General features: G+C 64.0%; 22 protein-coding genes and 1 riboswitch. Of the genes, 12 read left to right on the forward strand and 10 right to left on the reverse strand.

From position 1 onward, the window contains the following. The first annotated feature begins 3 nt into the window (after positions 1–3). From G7044_RS11765 to trpB, 7 genes are all read left to right on the forward strand, one after another. On the forward strand, positions 4–825 hold the full coding sequence (locus G7044_RS11765) for an EAL domain-containing protein (RefSeq protein WP_166329106.1): 822 nt from the start codon (positions 4–6) through the stop codon (positions 823–825). A gap of 296 nt (positions 826–1,121) precedes the next feature. After that, a complete protein-coding gene (gene yidC, locus G7044_RS11770; RefSeq protein ID WP_166329107.1) occupies positions 1,122–2,987 on the forward strand; it encodes a membrane protein insertase YidC in 1,866 nt (621 codons plus the stop codon). Further along, positions 2,984–3,784, forward strand: a complete 801-nt coding sequence (locus G7044_RS11775) for an MOSC domain-containing protein (RefSeq protein ID WP_166329108.1) — start codon at positions 2,984–2,986, stop codon at positions 3,782–3,784. Before yidC ends, G7044_RS11775 begins: the two co-directional genes overlap by 4 nt. After that, positions 3,781–4,431, forward strand: coding sequence for a ribosome biogenesis GTP-binding protein YihA/YsxC (gene yihA / locus G7044_RS11780; protein WP_166329109.1), 651 nt, complete (start codon positions 3,781–3,783; stop codon positions 4,429–4,431). Before G7044_RS11775 ends, yihA begins: the two co-directional genes overlap by 4 nt. 82 nt (positions 4,432–4,513) lie before the next feature. Continuing rightward, positions 4,514–5,413: an acetylglutamate kinase gene (gene argB / locus G7044_RS11785; protein WP_166329110.1), complete on the forward strand. Its 900-nt coding sequence runs from the start codon at positions 4,514–4,516 to the stop codon at positions 5,411–5,413. Between the two features lie 142 nt (positions 5,414–5,555). Next, positions 5,556–6,071 (forward strand): SixA phosphatase family protein, encoded by a 516-nt coding sequence (locus G7044_RS11790; protein WP_166329111.1) that lies wholly within the window; start codon positions 5,556–5,558, stop codon positions 6,069–6,071. Positions 6,072–6,132: 61 nt separating this feature from the next. Continuing rightward, positions 6,133–7,338, forward strand: coding sequence for a tryptophan synthase subunit beta (gene trpB / locus G7044_RS11795; RefSeq protein ID WP_166329112.1), 1,206 nt, complete (start codon positions 6,133–6,135; stop codon positions 7,336–7,338). A 66-nt stretch (positions 7,339–7,404) separates the two neighbouring features. Here trpB and G7044_RS11800 read toward each other — a convergent pair whose 3' ends face one another. Further along, positions 7,405–8,424 (reverse strand): ribose-phosphate pyrophosphokinase, encoded by a 1,020-nt coding sequence (locus G7044_RS11800; RefSeq protein ID WP_166329113.1) that lies wholly within the window; start codon positions 8,422–8,424, stop codon positions 7,405–7,407. Between the two features lie 108 nt (positions 8,425–8,532). On the opposite strand from G7044_RS11800, the gene G7044_RS11805 reads away from it, so the two are divergent. Next, a complete protein-coding gene (locus G7044_RS11805) occupies positions 8,533–9,132 on the forward strand; it encodes a 2-hydroxychromene-2-carboxylate isomerase (protein ID WP_166329114.1) in 600 nt (199 codons plus the stop codon). Further along, entirely contained in the window at positions 9,129–9,914 is a 786-nt protein-coding gene (locus G7044_RS11810; RefSeq protein WP_166329115.1) for an alpha/beta fold hydrolase, read from the forward strand. Before G7044_RS11805 ends, G7044_RS11810 begins: the two co-directional genes overlap by 4 nt. Before the next feature lie 4 nt (positions 9,915–9,918). Here G7044_RS11810 and G7044_RS11815 read toward each other — a convergent pair whose 3' ends face one another. The 6 genes from G7044_RS11815 to G7044_RS11840 form a co-directional block, all read right to left on the reverse strand. Next, positions 9,919–10,962 (reverse strand): threonine aldolase family protein, encoded by a 1,044-nt coding sequence (locus G7044_RS11815; RefSeq protein WP_166329116.1) that lies wholly within the window; start codon positions 10,960–10,962, stop codon positions 9,919–9,921. Next, positions 10,959–11,399, reverse strand: a complete 441-nt coding sequence (locus G7044_RS11820; protein WP_166329117.1) for a YcgN family cysteine cluster protein — start codon at positions 11,397–11,399, stop codon at positions 10,959–10,961. The genes G7044_RS11815 and G7044_RS11820 overlap by 4 nt, the downstream gene beginning before the upstream one ends. Beyond that, positions 11,399–12,328: a bifunctional riboflavin kinase/FAD synthetase gene (locus G7044_RS11825; RefSeq protein ID WP_207630287.1), complete on the reverse strand. Its 930-nt coding sequence runs from the start codon at positions 12,326–12,328 to the stop codon at positions 11,399–11,401. Before G7044_RS11825 ends, G7044_RS11820 begins: the two co-directional genes overlap by 1 nt. Positions 12,329–12,430: 102 nt before the next feature. After that, positions 12,431–12,916 (reverse strand): gamma-glutamylcyclotransferase family protein, encoded by a 486-nt coding sequence (locus G7044_RS11830; RefSeq protein WP_166329119.1) that lies wholly within the window; start codon positions 12,914–12,916, stop codon positions 12,431–12,433. Further along, positions 12,917–13,783 (reverse strand): TIGR01459 family HAD-type hydrolase, encoded by an 867-nt coding sequence (locus G7044_RS11835; RefSeq protein WP_166329120.1) that lies wholly within the window; start codon positions 13,781–13,783, stop codon positions 12,917–12,919. It abuts the gene before it with no gap. Between the two features lie 66 nt (positions 13,784–13,849). Next, positions 13,850–14,767, reverse strand: a complete 918-nt coding sequence (locus tag G7044_RS11840; protein WP_166329121.1) for a manganese-dependent inorganic pyrophosphatase — start codon at positions 14,765–14,767, stop codon at positions 13,850–13,852. Between the two features lie 181 nt (positions 14,768–14,948). After that, a riboswitch (TPP riboswitch) is annotated at positions 14,949–15,068 on the forward strand. 81 nt (positions 15,069–15,149) lie between these two features. Between G7044_RS11840 and thiC the strand changes: the two genes are divergently transcribed. Beyond that, positions 15,150–16,955, forward strand: coding sequence for a phosphomethylpyrimidine synthase ThiC (thiC, locus tag G7044_RS11845; protein WP_166329122.1), 1,806 nt, complete (start codon positions 15,150–15,152; stop codon positions 16,953–16,955). A 119-nt stretch (positions 16,956–17,074) separates the two neighbouring features. Here the strand turns inward: thiC and G7044_RS11850 are convergent, their stop codons facing one another. After that, positions 17,075–17,548 carry an AraC family transcriptional regulator gene (locus G7044_RS11850; protein ID WP_166329123.1) on the reverse strand — a complete coding sequence of 158 codons (474 nt, stop codon included), beginning with the start codon at positions 17,546–17,548 and terminating at the stop codon, positions 17,075–17,077. Positions 17,549–17,577: 29 nt separating this feature from the next. Between G7044_RS11850 and G7044_RS11855 the strand changes: the two genes are divergently transcribed. Further along, a complete protein-coding gene (locus G7044_RS11855; protein WP_166329124.1) occupies positions 17,578–17,889 on the forward strand; it encodes an alpha/beta hydrolase in 312 nt (103 codons plus the stop codon). Positions 17,890–18,066: 177 nt separating this feature from the next. Here the strand turns inward: G7044_RS11855 and G7044_RS11860 are convergent, their stop codons facing one another. Further along, a complete protein-coding gene (locus tag G7044_RS11860) occupies positions 18,067–18,402 on the reverse strand; it encodes a nuclear transport factor 2 family protein (RefSeq protein WP_166329125.1) in 336 nt (111 codons plus the stop codon). Continuing rightward, positions 18,399–19,412: a TraB/GumN family protein gene (locus G7044_RS11865; protein ID WP_166329126.1), complete on the reverse strand. Its 1,014-nt coding sequence runs from the start codon at positions 19,410–19,412 to the stop codon at positions 18,399–18,401. The genes G7044_RS11860 and G7044_RS11865 overlap by 4 nt, the downstream gene beginning before the upstream one ends. Positions 19,413–19,598: 186 nt before the next feature. On the opposite strand from G7044_RS11865, the gene G7044_RS11870 reads away from it, so the two are divergent. Further along, positions 19,599–19,886, forward strand: coding sequence for a co-chaperone GroES (locus G7044_RS11870; protein WP_147096656.1), 288 nt, complete (start codon positions 19,599–19,601; stop codon positions 19,884–19,886). The last annotated feature ends 21 nt before the right edge of the window (positions 19,887–19,907 follow it).

Genomic DNA, 19,907 nt, shown 5'->3' on the forward strand with positions numbered 1-19,907 from the left:
AGGATGCGGTTGCTTCAGATCATCAGGACACTTTTGGGCCGGCTGACCGCGCGGGACCGCAACCCCGACCAGTCACTGCCCGGCACCAACATGCAGCCCGCCGGAACCACGCCCGCCACGCCCACCCGTCCGGCGCCCGGGCCGCAATATCGACCGCAAATCTGCTGCCACACCGGGCAGGTCGCCTCGGTCCAGATCTTCGCGCCGGACCATCTGGCCGGCGATGCCGATGCGTTGCTGCGCCTGGGGTTGCGGCAGTTGCAACGATGGGATGATGCCGGGCTGCGCGTGCCCTGCCTGTCCATTCAATTGCCCAGTGACATGGTCCGCAGCGAGGCGATGGCCCTGCCACTGATCTGGGAAATCGACCGACAGGAGATTGAGACCCACCGGCTGATCTTCACCGCCCCGGACGACCGCCGCCATGGCCGCAACCTGGCCGGATTGGGACTGCTGGGTCGGCACGGCTGCGGGGTCGAGTTGTGTTGCCTCGATCACGACGGGCTGGCACTGCTTGAAGATCAACAGATCCGTATCGCCCGGCTGCGCATCCCATCTGGCGCGCTGCGCGATTGCCACCTTGACCCCGGCCGGGGTCAGGTCGTGTTGTCGCTGCTTGCCCTGGCCGAACATCACGATCTTCCGACCATCGCCGACGGCGTGCTCTCTCGTGACGAACATGGTTTTCTGGCCCAGCTCGGCTGTTCGGTCGTGCAGGGCGACGCCGTGGCACCGATGCTGGACGCGGATGGTGCATCGAACTTCCTGCGTGAAAACGCGCGCATCCAATCCCGCCAGTTGCTGCAGCCCCGTCCCGCGGCCTGATAGCGGGAAACCGGGCCTTCTTGCGTCTGCCTCTGCAAGGTTGATTGTGCATACACGGGTTTTCACGGACCGGTCTGTGAGGATCTATTCTCGCATTGCCGTCGTCGCAGGCTCGCCCCCGCATCTTGTGTGCCCTTGCATCAAGAATGCGAGTTCATGGCGTATCGGCACCGCCCGCACGGCCCAAAAATCCGCCTTCGAGCCCTGCGAACGCAGCGATTCCTCGTGATTCACCTTGACCTTTGCGCAGCCCTTCTGTTGAACCCTCCCCTGACAACAGAGGGCTCGGAAACCGTATGGAAGACAATAACCGCAATCTGATCCTGGCCATGGTGCTTTCCATGCTGGTGGTGTTGGTCTGGTTCACCTTCTTCGCGCCCGAGCCGCCCCCGGCCCCGGAACCCGAGGCGGTCACGCAGACGCAGCCCGGCGCCCCGGCTGCGGTCAGCGGCACGACGCAGGCCCCTGCCGGTGCCGCGCCCGTGGCGACCGGACCTCAGGACCCGTCGGCAAGTGCGGCGCGCGTGAATATCCAGAGCGACTCGCTCTCGGGCTCGATCTCACTGGCCGGTGGTCGCGTCGATGACCTTCTGCTGACCAAATACCGCGAAACGCTGGAAGCCAATTCGCCCTATGTCCGCCTGCTGACTCCCACCGACAGCAATTTCGTCGAAACAACCGAGACCGGTTCTTCTGTGGCGCCCGGCGGCGCGCTGGAAACCGTGGTCAGCAAACCCTATTACGCCGTCTATGGCTGGAGCCCGGCCGCTGGCACCGACCCGGCCGCTGTCCCCAATGCCAGCACTGTCTGGCAGCTGGAAACGGGCGAGATGCTGACGCCGTCGACCCCGGTCACGCTGCGCTGGGACAACGGCCAGGGCCAGATCTTCCGCCGCACCTTCGCGATGGATGACAAATACCTGTTCACCGTCACCCAGTCGGTCGAAAACACCGCCGGCACCCCCTTTGCTGCCGCCCCTTACGGCATCATCGCCCGTCACGGTCAGCCCGACACCCAGAACTATTTCGTGCTGCACGAAGGCGCGGTCGCCATGACCGACGGTGAGCTGTTCGAATCGAAATACAAGAACCTGACCAAGCTGGACCCGGTCGAACGCGAGGGCCGCGCCGAAGTGGTCGACGTGGCCGAAAACGGCTGGATCGGCTTCACCGACAAATACTGGATGACGACGCTGGCCCCGAAGCCCGGCCAGCCCTTCACCGCCGTGGCGAAATACACCGACGGCGCCGACATCTATCAGACCGAGACCCGCTTCCCGGTGGTGACCGTTGCCCCCGGCGCCAGCGCGTCGAGCGAAAGCTATCTGTTCGCCGGCGCCAAGGAATGGGAAACCATCCGCGGTTACGAAGAATCGCCCGGCATTCAGCGCTTTGTCGATTCGATCGACTGGGGCTGGTTCTACTTCCTGACCAAGCCGATCTTCCGCGTGCTGCACTGGCTGAACGCCATGATCGGCAACATGGGCTGGTCGATCATCGCGCTGACCTTCATCCTGAAAGCCATCGTCTTCCCGCTGGCCCGCAAGTCCTATGTCTCGATGGCGCGCATGCGCGAGCTTCAGCCCGAGATGGAGGCGATCAAGGAACGCACCGGCGAGGACCGCCAGAAATACCAGCAGGAAGTGATGGCGCTGTACAAGCGTGAAAAGGTCAACCCTGCCGCGGGCTGTCTGCCGATCCTGATCCAGATCCCGATCTTCTTCAGCCTCTACAAGGTGATCTTCGTCACGCTGGAACTGCGTCAGGCCCCCTGGCTGGGCTGGATCCGCGACCTTTCCGCACCCGATCCGTCCTCGATCCTGAACCTGTTCGGCCTGTTGCCCTGGGATGTCCCGGCGCGTGACAGCATGCTGGGGATCCTGTCGCTGTCGCTGATGGCGATCATCCTGGGCATCTCGATGTGGATGCAGCAAAAGCTGAACCCTGCCCCCACCGATCCCGCGCAAAAGATGATCTTTGCCTGGATGCCGTGGATCTTCATGTTCATGCTGGGCGGCTTTGCGTCGGGTCTGGTGCTGTACTGGATCACCAACAACGTCATCACCATTGGCCAGCAATACGCGATCATGTCGATGCACGGACACCCGCCGAACCTGTTCGGGAATATCCGTGACAGCGTCCGGGTGCGGAAAAGCAAGTGACCGGCCGGCTGGAACAGATCTGGCGCTATCCGGTGAAATCCATCGGGCGTGAACGGCTGGACCACGTGCGCCTGACCCGGGCTGAGAGGCTGCCGTTTGACCGGCACTGGGCCGTGCTGCACGAAACCACGCTGGAGCGGCTGGCGGATCAGCTGGGTGACGGGGACGAAATCGCCGGCTGGATGCCAAAATCGGCCTTTCTGCGCGGTGCCGCCGGTCCCGGCCTGCAGGCGGTCAGCGGTGGGTTGCGCGGTGACGGGCTGGCGCTGCACCACCCGGATCTCGGCACCATCACCGTTGTCCCCCATGACCCGGCGGACCGCGACCGGCTGATCGACTGGCTGCGCCCGATCTGGCCCGATGACAAGCCCGCCCCGGCGCGGCTCGTCTCTGGCCCCGAGGCGCTGACCGACACCCGCAAGCCCTATGTCTCGATCAACGCCATCGACAGCCTGAACAGCATCGAAAACCTGCTCGGCAAGCGTCTGGGTACGGAACGCTGGCGCGGCAACCTGTGGATCGAGGGCTTCGATCCCTTTGCCGAGCTGAACTGGATCGGCAAGACCATCCGCATCGGCGAGGCCGAGTTGGTGGTGCGCGAACCCATCGGGCGCTGCGCCGCCACTTCGGTCGACACCGACACCGGCGCGCCCGATATCGACATGGTCCGCACCCTGACCGAGGCAAATGGTCAGCCCCATTTCGGCGTCTATGCCGAAGTCACCCGCGGTGCCCTGATCGCCGAACTGGCCGAAATCACGCTGAGCGACACCGACGCCGAGGCCATTACGCCATGAAAGTAGCCTTCCCCATCGCCCCCGAACCCGACGCAGAAACCGGCGAGGCCGCGCGTCAGCTGTTCGCGGGCCCCGTGGATTTCGTGAAGGGCGTCGTCGCCATGGACGGCCTGCCGGCCGCCGACCGCCCCGAAGTCTGCTTTGCCGGTCGCTCGAATGTCGGGAAATCCAGCCTCATCAATGCGCTGACGGGCCGGAAAGCCCTGGCGCGGGCCTCGAACACGCCGGGGCGCACGCAGGAAATCAACTATTTCGCGCTTGGCGACCGGGCCTATCTGGTCGACCTGCCGGGTTATGGCTTTGCCAAGGCGCCGGTCGCTGTGGTGGCGAAATGGCAGGCGCTGTTGAAGAACTATCTGGCCGGACGCCCGACCCTGCGCCGGGCCTTCTGCCTGATCGACGCCCGCCACGGCATCAAACCGGTCGATCACGAGATCATGACCCTGCTGGACCGGTCCGCCGTCCCCTTTCAGGTGGTGATGACCAAGACCGACAAGCTTGGCCCCAACGCGCTGAAGCCGGTGATCGCTCAGGTCGAGGAAGAACTGCAAAAGCACCCTGCCGCCTATCCCGAACTGGTCGTCACCTCGTCCGAAAAAGGCGAGGGCATCGCCACGCTGCGCGCGATCATTGCCGGGCTGGACTAGGCCAAGCCTCTTACTGGACGCAGACGCCGCCTGCCCCTAACCTGCCTCAGGCTCAGTGGATCGCATGATGAGACAACAGGACATGACCCGAGATTTCGCCGCCGCCGCCGCCACCCTGTCCGAAGCCCTGCCCTATATGCAGCGCTATTCCGGCGCCGTCGTGGTGGTGAAGTTCGGCGGCAACGCCATGGGCGACGATGCCGAAATGGCGAAATTCGCATCCGACATCGTGCTGATGAAGCAGGTGGGCATACACCCTGTCGTGGTCCATGGCGGCGGCCCGATGATCAATGACCTGCTGGGCAAGCTGGGCATCGAAAGCAGCTTTGTGCGCGGCAAGCGCGTCACCACCAAGGAAACCGTCGAGGTGGTGGAGATGGTGCTGTCGGGCCTCGTCAACAAGCGCATCGTGCAGGCGATCAACGATGCGGGCGGTCGCGCCATCGGTATTTCCGGCAAGGATGACGACCTGATGGTCTGCGAACCCGATGACCCGGAACTGGGTTTCGTCGGCCGCCCGGTCGAGATGAACGTCCAGATCATCCGCGATTTGTATCTGGCTGGCCTGATCCCGGTCATCGCCCCGGTCGCGACGGGCATGGAAGATAACGAGACCTTCAACGTCAATGGCGACACCGCCGCCGGTGCCATCGCCGGCGCCCTGAGGGCCGACCGGCTGTTGCTGCTGACCGATGTGTCGGGGGTCAAGGATGCCTCGGGCGAGGTGCTGACCGCGATGACGCCCGATCAGGTGCGCCAGATGATCGCCCAAGGCACCATTGCAGGCGGCATGATCCCCAAGACTGAAACCGCGCTGAAGGCGTTGGAAGACGGGGTGCGCGCGGTGGTGATTCTGGACGGGCGGGTCCCCAACGCGACCCTGCTGGAACTGTTCACCGAACACGGCGCGGGCAGTCTGATCCGTTCGACCGAACCGCGGATCAAGCCGCGGGGCCTGCGCCAGGGCGACAGCGGACTGTAAGCGCTGGCAAATCCGGCCGCGCGCAGGGCCTTGAATCGCAGCCGAAATTTCGATCCGAAAACGCCGTTTCTGGCGCTTGCCCTGCCCGCATAACCTATGGCAGGCTCTCCCTCATTCGCGTGGCATGAGAGGCCGTTTCCCAATGACCCCTACCGGACATCGTCGCCTGATCCTGACCCGGCATGCCAAATCGGCCTGGGATGACCCCTCGCTGGAGGATTTCGACCGCCCGCTGAACGGTCGCGGTCGCCGCTCGGCCCGGTTGCTGGGCGATTTCATCGCCTCGCGCGGCTATGAGCCCGAGGAGGTTATCTGTTCCCCGTCAAAGCGCACGCGCGAGACCTGGGATGAAGTTGCAAGCGCCGCGCTGGAGGTTCGTCCGCAGCTGCGCTTTGACGACCGTCTGTTTCACGCCAACCCTGCCACCTTGCTGGAGGTGCTGCGCAGCGCCACGGCGCCCACGGTGATGATGATCGGGCACAACCCCGGCATCGCCGAATTTGCCGCCAGCCTGCCCGCACGGGTGCCGCTGGACCCGGAATTTCGCAAGTATCCGACTGCGGCAACCCTGGTGGTCGATTTCCAGATCGACGACTGGGCGGATGTGCAGCCCGGTCAGGGCAGCGTGATGGATTTCGTGCGCCTCGACGGGCGCTGAGCCCCGGATAACGGGACATAAAACAGGCCCCGAAGCGGGCCGGTGGCAAGGGGGGACATACATGGGCTATCTGAAATCGCATCCCGATGCGAAGGGCTTTTTCGGGGCATATGGCGGGGCCGACCTGCCGCCCGTTCTGGTCGATCAGTTCGCGGCGATCGAGAAGGCCTATCTGACGCTGTCGCGTTCGGCAGATTTCATCAGTGAGCTGCGCTTTATCCGCAAGCATTTTCAGGGCCGTCCGACGCCCGTCAGCTATCTGGGCAACCTGTCCGCCGATTGCGGCGGCGCGCAGATCTATGCCAAGCGCGAGGATCTGAACCATACCGGCGCCCATAAGCTGAACCACTGCATGGCAGAAGCCCTGCTGGCCAAGCATATGGGCAAGACCAAGGTCATGGCAGAAACCGGGGCGGGCCAGCATGGCGTGGCGCTGGCGACGGCGGCGGCCTATTTCGGGCTGGAATGCGAAATCCACATGGGCGAGATCGACATCGCCAAGGAAGCCCCGAACGTCACCCGCATGAAGCTTCTGGGGGCCGAGGTGGTGCCCGTGGGTTTTGGCGGGCGGTCGCTGAAAGAAGCCGTCGACAGCTGCTTCCAGTCGTATGTAGAACAGGCCGAAACCGCGCTGTTCGCCATCGGCAGCGTCGTCGGCCCCCACCCCTTCCCGATGATGGTGCGCGATTTCCAGCATGTCGTCGGCATCGAGGCGCGCGAACAGTTTCTGGAAATGACCGGCCACCTGCCCGATATGGTCGCGGCCTGCGTCGGCGGCGGATCGAACGCGATGGGCATGTTTGCGGGCTTTATCGACGATGAAGGCGTGGCGCTGTACGGTGTCGAACCGCTTGGCACCTCGTCCAATCTGGGCGATCACGCGGCGACGATCACCTATGGCGAGGATGGCGACATTCACGGCTTCAAGACGATGGTGCTGAAGGACAAGGACGGCAATCCGGCCCCGGTCCATACGGTCGCATCGGGTCTGGATTATCCGGGTGTCGGGCCGGAACACGCCTATCTGCACCGCACCGGACGGGCAAATTATGTGGCGGCCGACGACCGCGAGGCGCTGGATGCCTTCTATCGCCTGTCCCGCCGCGAAGGAATCATCCCGGCGCTGGAAAGCGCCCATGCCGTCGCCTTCGCGCTGCGCGAGGCCCCGAAAAACCCCGGCAAGACGATCCTGATCAACCTGTCCGGGCGGGGCGACAAGGATATCGATTATGTGACCGAGACCTACGGTTTCGGCGGCCAAGCCTAGCCGCCGGATATGAAAACGCCGCGCCGGTCGTTCTGACGGGCGCGGCGCCTTGCATTTCAGCCGGGATCAAGCCCCGGAATAAAGGCCCTCATACAGCGGCCCCAGCGTGTCCAATTCGAACAGCGAACTGACCGAGGTGCCGTTCCACGTATTGATGATGGCCTGCGCAAACATCGGCGCGGTCGGCACGATGCGGATATTCGCGCAGTTTTTCACCGCATCGGGCTGGTCGATGGAATCGGTGATAACCAGCGACTTCATCACCGAATTCGACACCCGCTCGACCGCCGGGCCGGACAGGACGCCGTGGGTAATATAGGCGTGGACCTCGGCCGCGCCGTGGTCGATCAGCAGTTGCGCAGCTTTCACCAGCGTACCGGCCGTGTCGCAAATGTCATCGACGATGATACAGGTCTTGCCGGTCACGTCCCCGATCACGGTCATGTCGGCGATCTCGCCCGCCTTTTCGCGGCGCTTGTCGACGATGGCCATCGGCACGTTGATCCGCTGCGCGATCTCTCGCGCGCGGGCCACACCGCCCACATCCGGCGACACGACCATCAGGTCGTCCATGCGGCCCTTGAAGTTGTGCTTGATATCCAGCGCAAACACGGGCGCGGCGTAAAGGTTATCGACCGGGATATCGAAGAAACCCTGAATCTGCGTTGCGTGCAGATCCAGGGTCAGAACGCGGTCGACGCCCGCCTTTGTCAGCATGTTTGCCACCAGCTTGGCGCTGATCGGGGTACGCGCCTTGGCACGGCGGTCCTGACGGGCATAGCCGAAATAGGGGATCACGGCGGTGATGCGCGCGGCCGAGGACCGCTTCAGCGCATCTGTCATGATCAGCAGTTCCATCAGGTTGTCATTGGCCGGGTTCGAGGTCGGCTGGATGATATACATATCCTCGCCGCGCACGTTGTCGAACACCTCGACGAAGATTTCCTGATCGTTGAAACGCTCGACCCGTGCGTCGACCGGGGCGACGTTCATCCCCCTGTGCATCGACATCCGCCGCGCGATGGCAAGCGCCAGAGGCTTGTTGGCATTACCGGAAATCAGCTTGGGTTCGGTCATCGCGGGCATGGGGCAGTCCTTCGAGGGGCGGGATTCGGGCGATTGCAGGGGACTTAGCACCGCGTTAGCCTGCCCGCAAACATCAACAGCCCGCATCACCCTGCGATGGAGCGTGAAATGGCACATATCGACTATTATCTCGGCACAATCAGCCCATGGTGCTATCTGGCGGGCGACCGGCTGGAGCGGATCGCCAAGGAACACAAGGCAACCGTTACCTATAAGCCCGTCGATCTGATGCAGCTTTTCCCGCGCACTGGCGGCCTGAAGCCTGCCGATCGCCACGAGAGCCGTTTGGACTATCGCATGCAGGAACTGACCCGCTGGGCGGCGTATCTGAAGGTGCCATTCAACCTGCGCCCGGCGCATTTCCCGGTGAACATGGCCCCGTCTTCTTATGTGGTGATCGCGGCGCAGGCCGCGGGCGAGGGCGATATCGGCGCGCTGGTGCGCGGCTTCCTGCGCGCGGTCTGGGCCGAGAACCGCGACGTTTCGGACGATGCAGTCATCCGCGACGTGCTGGCCGCGAATGGCTTTGATCCGGCCATTGCCGACAAGGGGCTGTTCGTGGGCGCAGAACAATATGGCCGCAATCTGGAAGATGCGGTAGCCGCCGGCGTCTTTGGCGCGCCCTTCTATGTCGTGCGCGAGACGGGGCAGAAATTCTGGGGCCAGGACCGCCTGACCTTCCTGGCCGATCACCTGGCAACCGCATGAGCGACGTGACACCGTTCGAACGTCACTTCCCGGGCGATCCCGACCGCCCGGCACTGGCGCTGCATTGCATGATGGGCAGCAGCAATGCCTGGCGGCCGATGGCCGAGCATCTGGGCGGGGTGATCGACCTGCGCGCCTTCGACAATCCCGGCCACGGCCGCAGCCCCGACTGGCAGCCCGTGGACGGGATCGACCTGCATACATTCGTGACCCGCCACGCCGCCGGGATGATCGACCGCCCGCTGGACCTGATCGGGCACAGCTTTGGCGCAACCGTGGCCCTGCGCATCGCCGTAGGCGCACCTCAGGCGATCCGGTCACTGACCCTGATCGAGCCGGTGCTGTTCGCCGCCGCCCCTGCCCCTGCACGTCAGGCCGAGAATGACCGCCTCGCCCCCTTTGCGGCGGCGGACGACATTGACGGCATGATCGGCCAGTTCATGTCCGATTGGGGCGCACCGGGTGCGGGCGCCATCCCGGACGATCCCGCCCGCGCCGACCGCTTGCGCAAGCAGATGAGGCTGGTCCTGGACACCAACGCCTTCCTGATGGAGGACCGCGCCAATATCCTGCGCGAGGGCGGTCTGGAAGGGATCGAGGCGCCGGTGATGCTGATTTCTGGCGCCCAATCGCCACCGATCATTCACGACATCGCCGAGGCCTTGGCCGCCCGCCTGCCCGATGTCGGTCGCGCGAATGTGCCGGATGCAGGGCATATGCTGCCCTTGACCCATGCCGAAGCGGTGGCCGATCTGGTACGAATGAACCTCGACCGCGCCTGAAGGGTCAGCCGCGCAATGCGACCAGCAGCGCCTCGACCTCGGCATCGGTGGTGTTCCAGCCGCAGACGAAACGGACGGTGACCTCGTCCTGATCCGTTTCGTCCAACGAGGACCATTTGAAATAGGTGGCACCGGCCGCCCGCGCCCGGTCATGAGCATCGGCGGGCAGCACGGCGAAAACCTGATTGGCCTCGGCAGGATGGGCCAGCCGCGCGCCGTCGACGCTGTTCAGCCCTTCGGCCAGAAGCGCGGCCATTTCGTTCGCATGGCCTGCCAGATCCAGCCATAACCCGGCCTCCAGCAGTGCATAGAATTGCGCCGACAGATAGCGGTGCTTGGACAAAAGATGACCGCTGCGCTTGCGGGTAAAGGCCAGCCGGTCGGCCAGTTCGGGATCGAAGGCCACGACCGCCTCGACCCCCATGCCGCCGTTCTTGGTGCCGCCGAAAGACAGAAGATCGACACCGGCGCGATGGGTCACATCCGCAGGTACGGCCCCGCTGGCCGCGACCGCATTGGCAAAGCGCGCGCCGTCCATATGCAGCACCAGCTTGTGCTGGCGGGCGATGGCGGCGATTTCGGTCACCATGCCGGGCGTCCAGACCCGGCCCCATTCGGTCGCGTTGGTGATGGAAATCGCCCCCGGCTTGCCGCCGCCCAAGCCCTCGCCCGCCCAGAATGACGCCGCGCGATCCAGCGCATCTGCGTCGATCAGCCCGCCCTCACCCGGGATCAGCGTCAACTTGGCGCCGCCGGTGAACATCTCGGGCGCGGCGCATTCCGATGTCTCGATATGGGCGTCCTCGTTGCAGAAGATCCGCTGCCACGGCTGCACGGCACCGCCAAGCGCGATTGCATTCGCCGCCGTTCCGGTGGCGGTGAACAGCACCACTGCTTCGGGCGCATCCAGTACCTCGCGCACACGATCCTCGGCCGCGCGGGTCAGCGCATCATTGCCATAGGATGCGACATGCCCCTCGTTCGCCGCCGCAAGCGCCGCCATGACCGAGGGATGCACGCCAGAACAATTATCGGAAGCGAAATTCATGACAGATCCTCGATAATGTAATCTTCCCAGTCTTCCTCGGGGATCGCGGCCTCGGACAACGTCCACCCCCGGACCGAGGCCCCCGCCCGGTGCACCGCCTCGCGGTCGCCGCTGATCAGATAGTGCCACTCGGGCAGCGCCCGCCCCTCGGCCCGCAGCCTATAGGCGCAGGTGGCGGGCAACCAATAGGTGATATCCTTGATCTTGTCGGGCGTCAGGCTGACACATTCGGGCACATATTGGTGCCGCGTCTCGTAACGCGTGCAGCGGCAGGTCTGCCCGTCCAGCAGCCGGCAGGCGATGCGGGTAAAGGCCAGTTCGTCCGTGTCTTCGAATTCCAGCTTGTTCAGGCAGCACTTGCCGCAGCCGTCGCACAGCGCCTCCCATTCGCGGCTGTCGAGGTCGCGCAGCGGCAATTCCCAGAAACGGGGGCGCATCAGGACGCCGACAGGATCGCGCGGGCCTCGGCGCTGTCGCGGTCCATCTGGTCGACCAGTGCCTGAAGCCCGTCGAATTTCATCTCGGGCCGCAGATATTCGACCAAAGCGACCGACAGGTGTTCTCCGTAAAGATCGCCTTCGAAATCGAACAGATGGACTTCCAGATTGGGGCGGTTGTCGCCAAACATCGGCCGCACACCAAGGCTCGCCACGCCCGGCCAGCTGCCCTTGTGCGGGCCACCCAGCACATCGGCCAGCACCGCATAGACGCCCAGCTTCGGCAGATGCAGCCCGTCGACCGACATGTTCGCGGTCGGATAGCCCAGCTCGCGCCCGCGCTTTTCGCCATGCAGCACCTCGCCCTCGATCCGGTGCCAATGGCCCAGCATGCGTTCGGCATCGCGGGTGCGGCCTTCGGTCAGCGCTTGCCGGATCGCGGTCGAGGAAAAGTCGCGCCCGTCCTCGCCCACCAGCGGCGCCACAGTGACGCCAAAGCCAAAGCGGCGGCCCAGATCGCAAAGGGTGTCGGAATCGCCGGCCCGGCCTTTGCCAAAGAAGAAATCCTGCCCGACGGTGACATGGGCCACGCCCAAGCCTTCGGCCAGCACGTCGCGGGCGAAAACCTCGGGGCTCAGCCCGGCCAGCACCGGACCGAAAGGCAGCTCGAACAAGTGCTCGACCCCCAGCCGGCGCAACCGGTTCGCGCGGGCTTCGGCATTCATCAGCCGGAAAGGGGGGGCGTCGGGGGCAAAGAACTCACGCGGATGGGGTTCAAACGTGACAACACCCAGCGGCGCCTCGCAGGCCGCACGGGCGGCGTCGATCACCGCGCGATGACCGCGATGGACGCCATCGAAATTCCCCATCGCCACCGATGCCCCACGCGCCGAGGCCGGCAATCCGGTCCAATGCTGATGGATATGCAACTCGCCCCCTTCCGGGGCAGACCCGGCATGGTCACTCTGTGGCGGACGGCCCGCCGTTTCCTGCATATCGCGCAGCCACGGCCCGGTTGCAAGCCGCGCAGACTAGCCGGCCAGCAACGCCAGCGCCTCGACCCGGCGCGGGCGGTCGGGTTCGGGATCGGGGATGGCGGGTTCGGCCGCCAGCCGGGCGATCCAATCGCCGGGCAGGCCCGCCTCGCGCGCGCCTGCCAGCACCAGCGCCAGATACCAGTCGAAGGGCGGCATCCCGGCGGCGCGGGACTGCGGCGGCGCCAGATAGGCCATCGCCTGCCGGTCGCCCAGATCCAACGTGACGCGGTCATAGCCGCGCCCCAGCCCCTCGATCTGGTCCAGCAAATTCACATCCGCGTCGGCCAGATCGTACAGCACGCCCGGCACGACCCCTTCGCCCGCTACCAGAGTCGCCTTGCCGGAACCGTCCTGCCCGATCTTGTCGAAAGCCACCCGAAAGCCCGTAACATCAGCCCGCCCGATTACCCGGGCCGAGGGGCAGCGCGCCACCAGCCGCGCCGCCAGCATGTTCGAACCATAGGCGAAATACAGCGCCACTCAGCGCAGCCGGCCCATCGCGAAAGTGGGCGCCATCATCTGCGGGCGCAGCCACTCCTCCAGCAGCTGGGCCTCGGGGGCCTCGACATCAGCGCCCATATGCTCTGCCGCCAGACCGCCGGTGATGAACAGCGAATCCAGCCCCTCGCCCACCGCGCCGGCGATGTCGGTCCTGATACCATCACCCACGCACAAGACGCGCGCACCTTCCTTCATGTGCAACCTGCGCCGCGCCAGATCATAGATCGGCGGATGCGGCTTGCCGAAATACAGCGATTGCCCGCCCATATCGGTATAGAATTCCGCAATCGCACCGGCGCAATAGATCCGCCGCTCGCCCAGATCGACAACGATGTCTGGATTGGCGCACAGAAGCTTCAGCCCATTGACCCGGGCCAGCATCAGGCGTGAGCGGTAATCTTCGGGCGTCTCGGTATCCTCGTCAAAAGGTCCGGTGCAGACGATGCCCTCGGCTTCTTCCAACGGCACCCGCTCGATCCGGGGCGCGTCCTTCCATTCCGGCGGCACGTCGAAAAACGCATCATCCTTTGCCGGCCCCAGATGCCAGACCTTGCGACCAACAGCACCCGCGAACATCGCATCCTGCGCAGCATCGCCCGAGGTGACGATCGCGTCCCAGGCATCGCGCGGAATCCCCAGCCGACCGAAGGACGCCTCGACCTGGGCGGCCGGGCGCGGCGCATTGGTCATCAGACAAACCAGCCCGCCACCGCCCCGATATTCCTGCAAGGCGGCAATCGCCGCCGGATAGGCCTCGATCCCGTTATGAACGCAGCCCCAAAGGTCGCAGAAAAGCACGTCATAATCGGTGGCAATCTCGGAAAGCGATCCGATGATCCGCGTCATGTCTTCACCCTGGTCAAAATATCCTCGGGGGTCCGGGGGCAGACAGCCCCCGGCCTTCGTCTCAGATCACAGCTTCAGCGAAGGAATGATCTGCTTCTTGCGCGACATGATGCCCGGCAGCACGACCGTATCGCCCGCGACCGGCACGCCGAACGAGGCTTCTGCAACCTGCTTGACGTAATCATTCGGCACCAGCAGCGTCGCTTCCTCGTTCAGGATGTCGACGATGAACAGCAGCACCTCGTCGGCGCCGTCCGCCGCGGCAACGCCCGGCATCGCAGCCAGCAGCGCATCCTTGCGGTCCAGCAGGACCTTGGGCGCCGTCGTTTCCAGAACCGAGACGCGCAGCTTCTTGCCGTCCAGCTCGAATTCCTTGCTGTCCATGCGCAGCAGGTCCGCATCATCAAAGGCAGACACGTCCGACTTGGCGGCAAACATCTCTGCCGCATATTCCGACACGTCGATGCCAAGGCCAGCGGCCAGCTTTTCAGCCACGGCGCGGTCATGGGGCGTGGTGGTCGGGCTGCGGAATTCCAGCGTGTCCGACAGGATGCAGGTCAGCATCACACCCTTCACCCAATCGGGCGCTGCGGCCAGATCGTCGCCGATCAGGTCGTGCATGATGGTTGCGGTGCAGGCCAGCGGACGGATGGTGATGTTGATCGGGGTGCGGGTCTTCAGACCGCCCACCAGCATGTGGTGGTCGATGATTTCCAGAATCTCGGTGTCGTTGATCGCGGCGGGCAGTTCTGCGGGATTGTTGGTGTCACAGATCACGACCTGATCGCCGGCGGCCAGCTCGGTCACGATTTCCGGCATGTCCTGCCCCCAGCGGGTCAGCATCCAGGCGGCTTCGGTGTTCGGCGTGCCTTGCAGGATCGCGCGCGCCGGGGTCTTGCGGACCTCATTCAGGTACCAGGCCCAGATGATGGGCGAGCCGGTGGCGTCGGTATCGGGCGATTTATGGGCGAGAACGGTAATCATCACATGCTCCTCGGCAGATTTGCAGGTCTCCTACCCCGGCCATGACGCAAAGTCCATCATTGCACGAGGTCCGAGGCCGCCCCCAAAGGCACGCTGTCACCAGTTCCCCAATCACTGATCGGAGACCGAGCGCACTCTTGCTCAGATCTGTTGACAGCGGTCGGACTGGCGCACATGGTGCGGCTTCCACCAGGGGGGTCCCGACAAGGGGCTGAGATTCGGCTGGGCCGCAAGGCAGCGCAGTGACCCTACGAACCTGATCCAGTTCATACTGGCGTAGGGACGGTGCGGATGCCTTGCCGGTCGCATGCGACCAGTATGGGCATTCCTTTCCTTCCCGTCAGTGCTGGGTCTCCAATGCTGCGACGCAAGGAGCCTCGACATGACATCCAAAGAAACCCTGACGGTCACCACAGGACCGTTGCCCGCCTCGACCAAGGTATTCAAACCGGGCCTTCTGCATCCCGATATCCGGGTGCCCATGCGCGAAATCGCCCTGCATCCAAGCGCGGGTGAGCCGCCGGTGACGGTCTATGATGCCTCTGGGCCCTATACCGATCCGGGCGCCGAAATCGCCATCGAACGCGGCCTTCCGCGCCTGCGGGAAGGCTGGATCATGGGCCGCGGCGATGTGGAATCCTATGAAGGCCGACATGTAAAACCCGAGGATAACGGCTTCGTCTCTGGCGACCGGCTGACGCCTGAATTTCCCGTTCGCAACCGCCCCGTGCGGGCGCGGGACGGAAAGGCCGTGACGCAGCTGGCCTATGCCCGCGCCGGCATCGTCACCCCGGAAATGGAATTCATCGCCATTCGCGAAAACCTTGGCCGCAAGGCCGCAAAGCAGACGCTGACCCGCGACGGGCAGGATTTCGGCGCAGCGATCCCGGATTTCGTCACCCCTGAATTCGTACGTGACGAGGTGGCGCGCGGGCGGGCGGTCATCCCTTCCAATATCAACCACCCCGAGGCCGAGCCGATGATTATCGGCCGCAATTTCCTGGTCAAGATCAACGCCAATATCGGCAATTCGGCGGTAACCTCCTCGATGGCCGAAGAGGTGGACAAGATGGTCTGGGCGACCCGCTGGGGTGCGGACACGGTCATGGACCTTTCCACGGGCCGCAACATCCACAATATCCGCGAATGGATCATCCGAAACTCGCCCGTGCCGATCGGGACCGTGCCACTTTATCAGGCGCTGGAAAAAGTCGGCGGCATCGCCGAGGACCTGACATGGGAGGTCTTCCGCGACACCCTGATCGAACAGGCCGAACAGGGTGTCGACTATTTCACCATTCACGCCGGGGTGCGGCTGCACATGATCCCGATGACGGTGGACCGTGTCACCGGCATCGTGTCGCGCGGCGGCTCTATCATGGCGAAATGGTGCCTGCATCATCACCGCGAAAGCTTCCTGTACGAACGTTTCGACGAAATCTGCGACATCATGCGCGCCTATGACGTCAGCTTCAGCCTTGGCGACGGGCTACGCCCCGGATCCATCGCCGATGCAAACGACGCGGCGCAATTCGCCGAACTGGAAACGCTGGGGGAATTGACCAAGATCGCCTGGGCCAAGGACTGCCAAGTGATCATCGAAGGCCCCGGCCATGTGCCCATGCACAAGATCAAGGAGAACATGGACAAGCAGCTTGCCGTCTGCGGCGAGGCGCCGTTCTATACCCTCGGGCCGCTGACGACCGACATCGCGCCGGGTTACGATCACATCACCTCGGGGATCGGCGCGGCGATGATCGGTTGGTTCGGCACGGCGATGCTTTGCTATGTCACGCCCAAGGAACATCTTGGCCTGCCGGACCGCGATGACGTCAAGACAGGGGTCATCACCTACAAGATTGCCGCCCATGCTGCCGATCTGGCCAAGGGACATCCGGCGGCACAGGTTCGCGACGACGCCCTGTCGCGGGCCCGGTTCGAATTCCGCTGGGAAGACCAGTTCAATCTCGCCCTCGATCCCGAAACGGCACGGGCATTCCACGACGAAACCCTGCCGAAAGATGCGCATAAGGTCGCGCATTTCTGTTCGATGTGCGGGCCGAAATTCTGTTCGATGCGGATATCTCACGACATCCGCGCCGAGGCGCAGAAAGAAGGTCTGGCCGCCATGGCACAGAAATACCGCGAGGGCGGCGATCTTTACATGCCGGTGGATGGCGACGCTTAAGCGGCTATGACCCCCGGGCGGATTCGCGTTAACGCAACTCTACCCGGGGGCCAGTTCGATTGCTCACTGCCTGAGGCTGCAAGCTGGAGTAATACCGACCCGGCGACCTCCTCGCAGCACTAGGTACGCTTAACATCCACGTCGAGTTCCCCCTGAAGCCAGTCGCTTGGGCTGGCCCCCGCCACGCGAAGAAATTCACGGTTGAAATTCGACTTGGTATTGAAACCCGATGACAGCATGGCATCGGCGACCGATTGCCCCTGCAGCAGCATATCCAGAAACTCGGGCGCAACCAGAAGCGCCGCAATCGCCAGGATCGGAACAAGGCCGTGAAGCAGATCGGCGCGGTCGGCGCTTCGGACGGCGGTGCTCTGATAGGCGAACCACGCCGTAGGCGGGATGAGTGACGCGGTGATCGGCTGCACCCACCGTATCCCTGCCACCATATAGTGCTGCGCCAGGGCGATGATCAGCGATTGCACCGCGCAAAGCGCCAGCAGAAGGCCAAGCGCGGTTATCCGCTTCTGTTCCCGCAAAAGGCGCAGGCAGGCAAAGCCGAGAACAAGTGATACGAAAACGGGGATGGGAAGCATGGAGCCGGGCGGCAGATCTATCGGTCTCGATGGACAAATTGGCTGAGGAGCCGTTCTTTCGGGGCCATATCGATACGTCGCGCATCATGGCGGCCGGGTTTTCCTATGGCGGCTGGACCGCACTCTCACTGGGCGGGCTTACCGATCTGCGGCCCCAGGCGCGGACGGAGCGGTTGGCCCCTGCCTTCCATTTCACCGCAATGCCACTGTGCAAGCCCGAAGCTCCGCAGATACTGGAGGCCGAGCAGGACGATCCGGTCTGCACCGACCCAGGCGCCACGGACAGGGCAGCGGTCCATGCGAAGATCATCGAGACGATCTTGGAGCAGTTGGCACTGTGAGGAAGTGTCGTGCATCGAAGCAGGACGAACGGCGGCTTCGGCTTGCGACCTGTGGCTTCATGCCCCGGACGGCGAAGTCACGCGCAAGGAAGACTTCACTGGCAAAGGGGAAAGGCTGGCGGCGATCCTCGGCCTTCGGCTGTGCGACGCGGGCGCGCCCGGCCGGCAAGCGGTGGATCAAATCGGCATCTGCTGGTGACAGATCAGCCGCCAGCCATCCAGCCGGATCCAGTTCGACGAACACAGCACCCGCCGCCGGGTTTCTGCCCCGGTCGCGCGGCTTGCCTCGGCGCGATAGGCCAGCACCGCCATGTCCCCGCTTTCGGCCATGTGGCGATCCAGCATGGTTACACTGTCCCAGCGCGGTCCTTGCGACAGTCGGGCCAGTATATCCTCGCCCTGCAGAATCTCGCCCGACAGGACCATCACGCAGTTGGGGGCCATTCGGCGCGCGGCCTCGGCCGCGCCCATGGTCCACCAGATTTCTTCCTGCCGCCACAGATCGTCGCTCATTCCTCTAGCCTTTCGATGGTCCAGCCGTCCGTTTCCAGCAACCGCAGCACGCCATTTTCACCCGGCAGATGCAGCGCACCGAATGCCGCAACCACGCCCCTGCCCTTCGCAGCAGCATCCTCTGCCGCTTCGGTCAGTGGCGCAATCCAGCTTTCATTGCGGGCATCCATCAGCAGAACCTGCGCTTCCTCTGTCAGGCGATCCACCTCGGCCTTCGGCAGGCCCGAGTTGCGATAGGCGTCGATGCGGCCAAATTCCCAGATCTGCCAGACATCCCCGGCCAGATAGGCATCCGTCATGGTCACCGCATAGTCATCAGCATGGCGCGCGGCGGGCAGCGAATAGACGATCATGTCCTCCTCTTCCTGAGGGGTCATGTCGCCGAACATCTTGAGGACCGTATCCCAAGGCTCCAGCGCGCGGATCGGGATATTCGCTTCCTCGGCCTTGTCCATCAACTGCCAGTCGAGCCCGTTGGAGCTGCCATCCCGCGCCATCTGCGCCATCATGCAGGGCGAAATCGCCATCATCATCGAGACATACCAGGGCCGCATCCGCGAGGCCATGACGGCGGGAACGCCCCGTTCCTCCATTGCGGCCGCCACTTCCTCCCATTCGACCGGGGTCAGGCGTTCCGGCAGGGTCGGGCCGGTGGGGTCCATCATCAGCGTCGGATCGGCCAGCATGGCGGATTTCAGCTGCTCTTCCTCCTTCGGGCCCAGTTCGACCAGCAGCGCGTCGGCATCTGCGATCACCGAGGCCAGCCGGTCGACCATGGCCTGATGTTCCGGCAGATCGAAGTGATAGGTGCCAACCATGGTGATCTGCGCGTCCCCCTTGCGCGCCCGCCACAGCAGCCCTTGATGGTAGGGTTGCGCGTCCGCCGCAATGCGGATGGTTTCCTGATCGGCGGCAGGCAATTGCGCGATCAGGTTGCTGCCGACGCATTCATTTGCGAAAACTGCCGGCGCGATCAGACTCAGCGCTGCGGCGGCAAAAAGGCATTTCATGGCATATCCCCTGCTGGCTTCACGCAGGCTTCCACAGTGCCACGCCAAAGACCAGCCAGCCGAGCGGAATTTTCCCCAACCTTCCCGTTGACAGGCGTGTGACCGGCCCCTAGATCGGCTTGCACTGGCACTCACCAAGACCGAGTGCCAACAAGACACTGCAACCTGAAACACCGGAGTGTTCACATGGCTTTCAAACCACTGCACGACCGCGTTCTGGTCAAGCGCGTCCAATCGGACGAGAAGACCAAGGGCGGGCTGATCATCCCCGACAGCGCCAAGGAAAAACCCGCTGAGGGCGAAATCGTCGCCGTTGGCGAAGGCGCTCGCAAGGATTCGGGCGAACTGATCGCGCCTTCGGTCAAGGCTGGCGACCGCGTCCTGTTCGGCAAATGGTCGGGCACCGAGGTCACGCTGGACGGCGAAGAGCTGCTGATCATGAAGGAAGGCGACATCATGGGGATCATCGGCTGATCTGCCGACCCCTGACAAGCG

This window comes from Paracoccus xiamenensis, from assembly GCF_011308835.1.
GTDB classification, from domain to species: domain Bacteria; phylum Pseudomonadota; class Alphaproteobacteria; order Rhodobacterales; family Rhodobacteraceae; genus Paracoccus; species Paracoccus xiamenensis.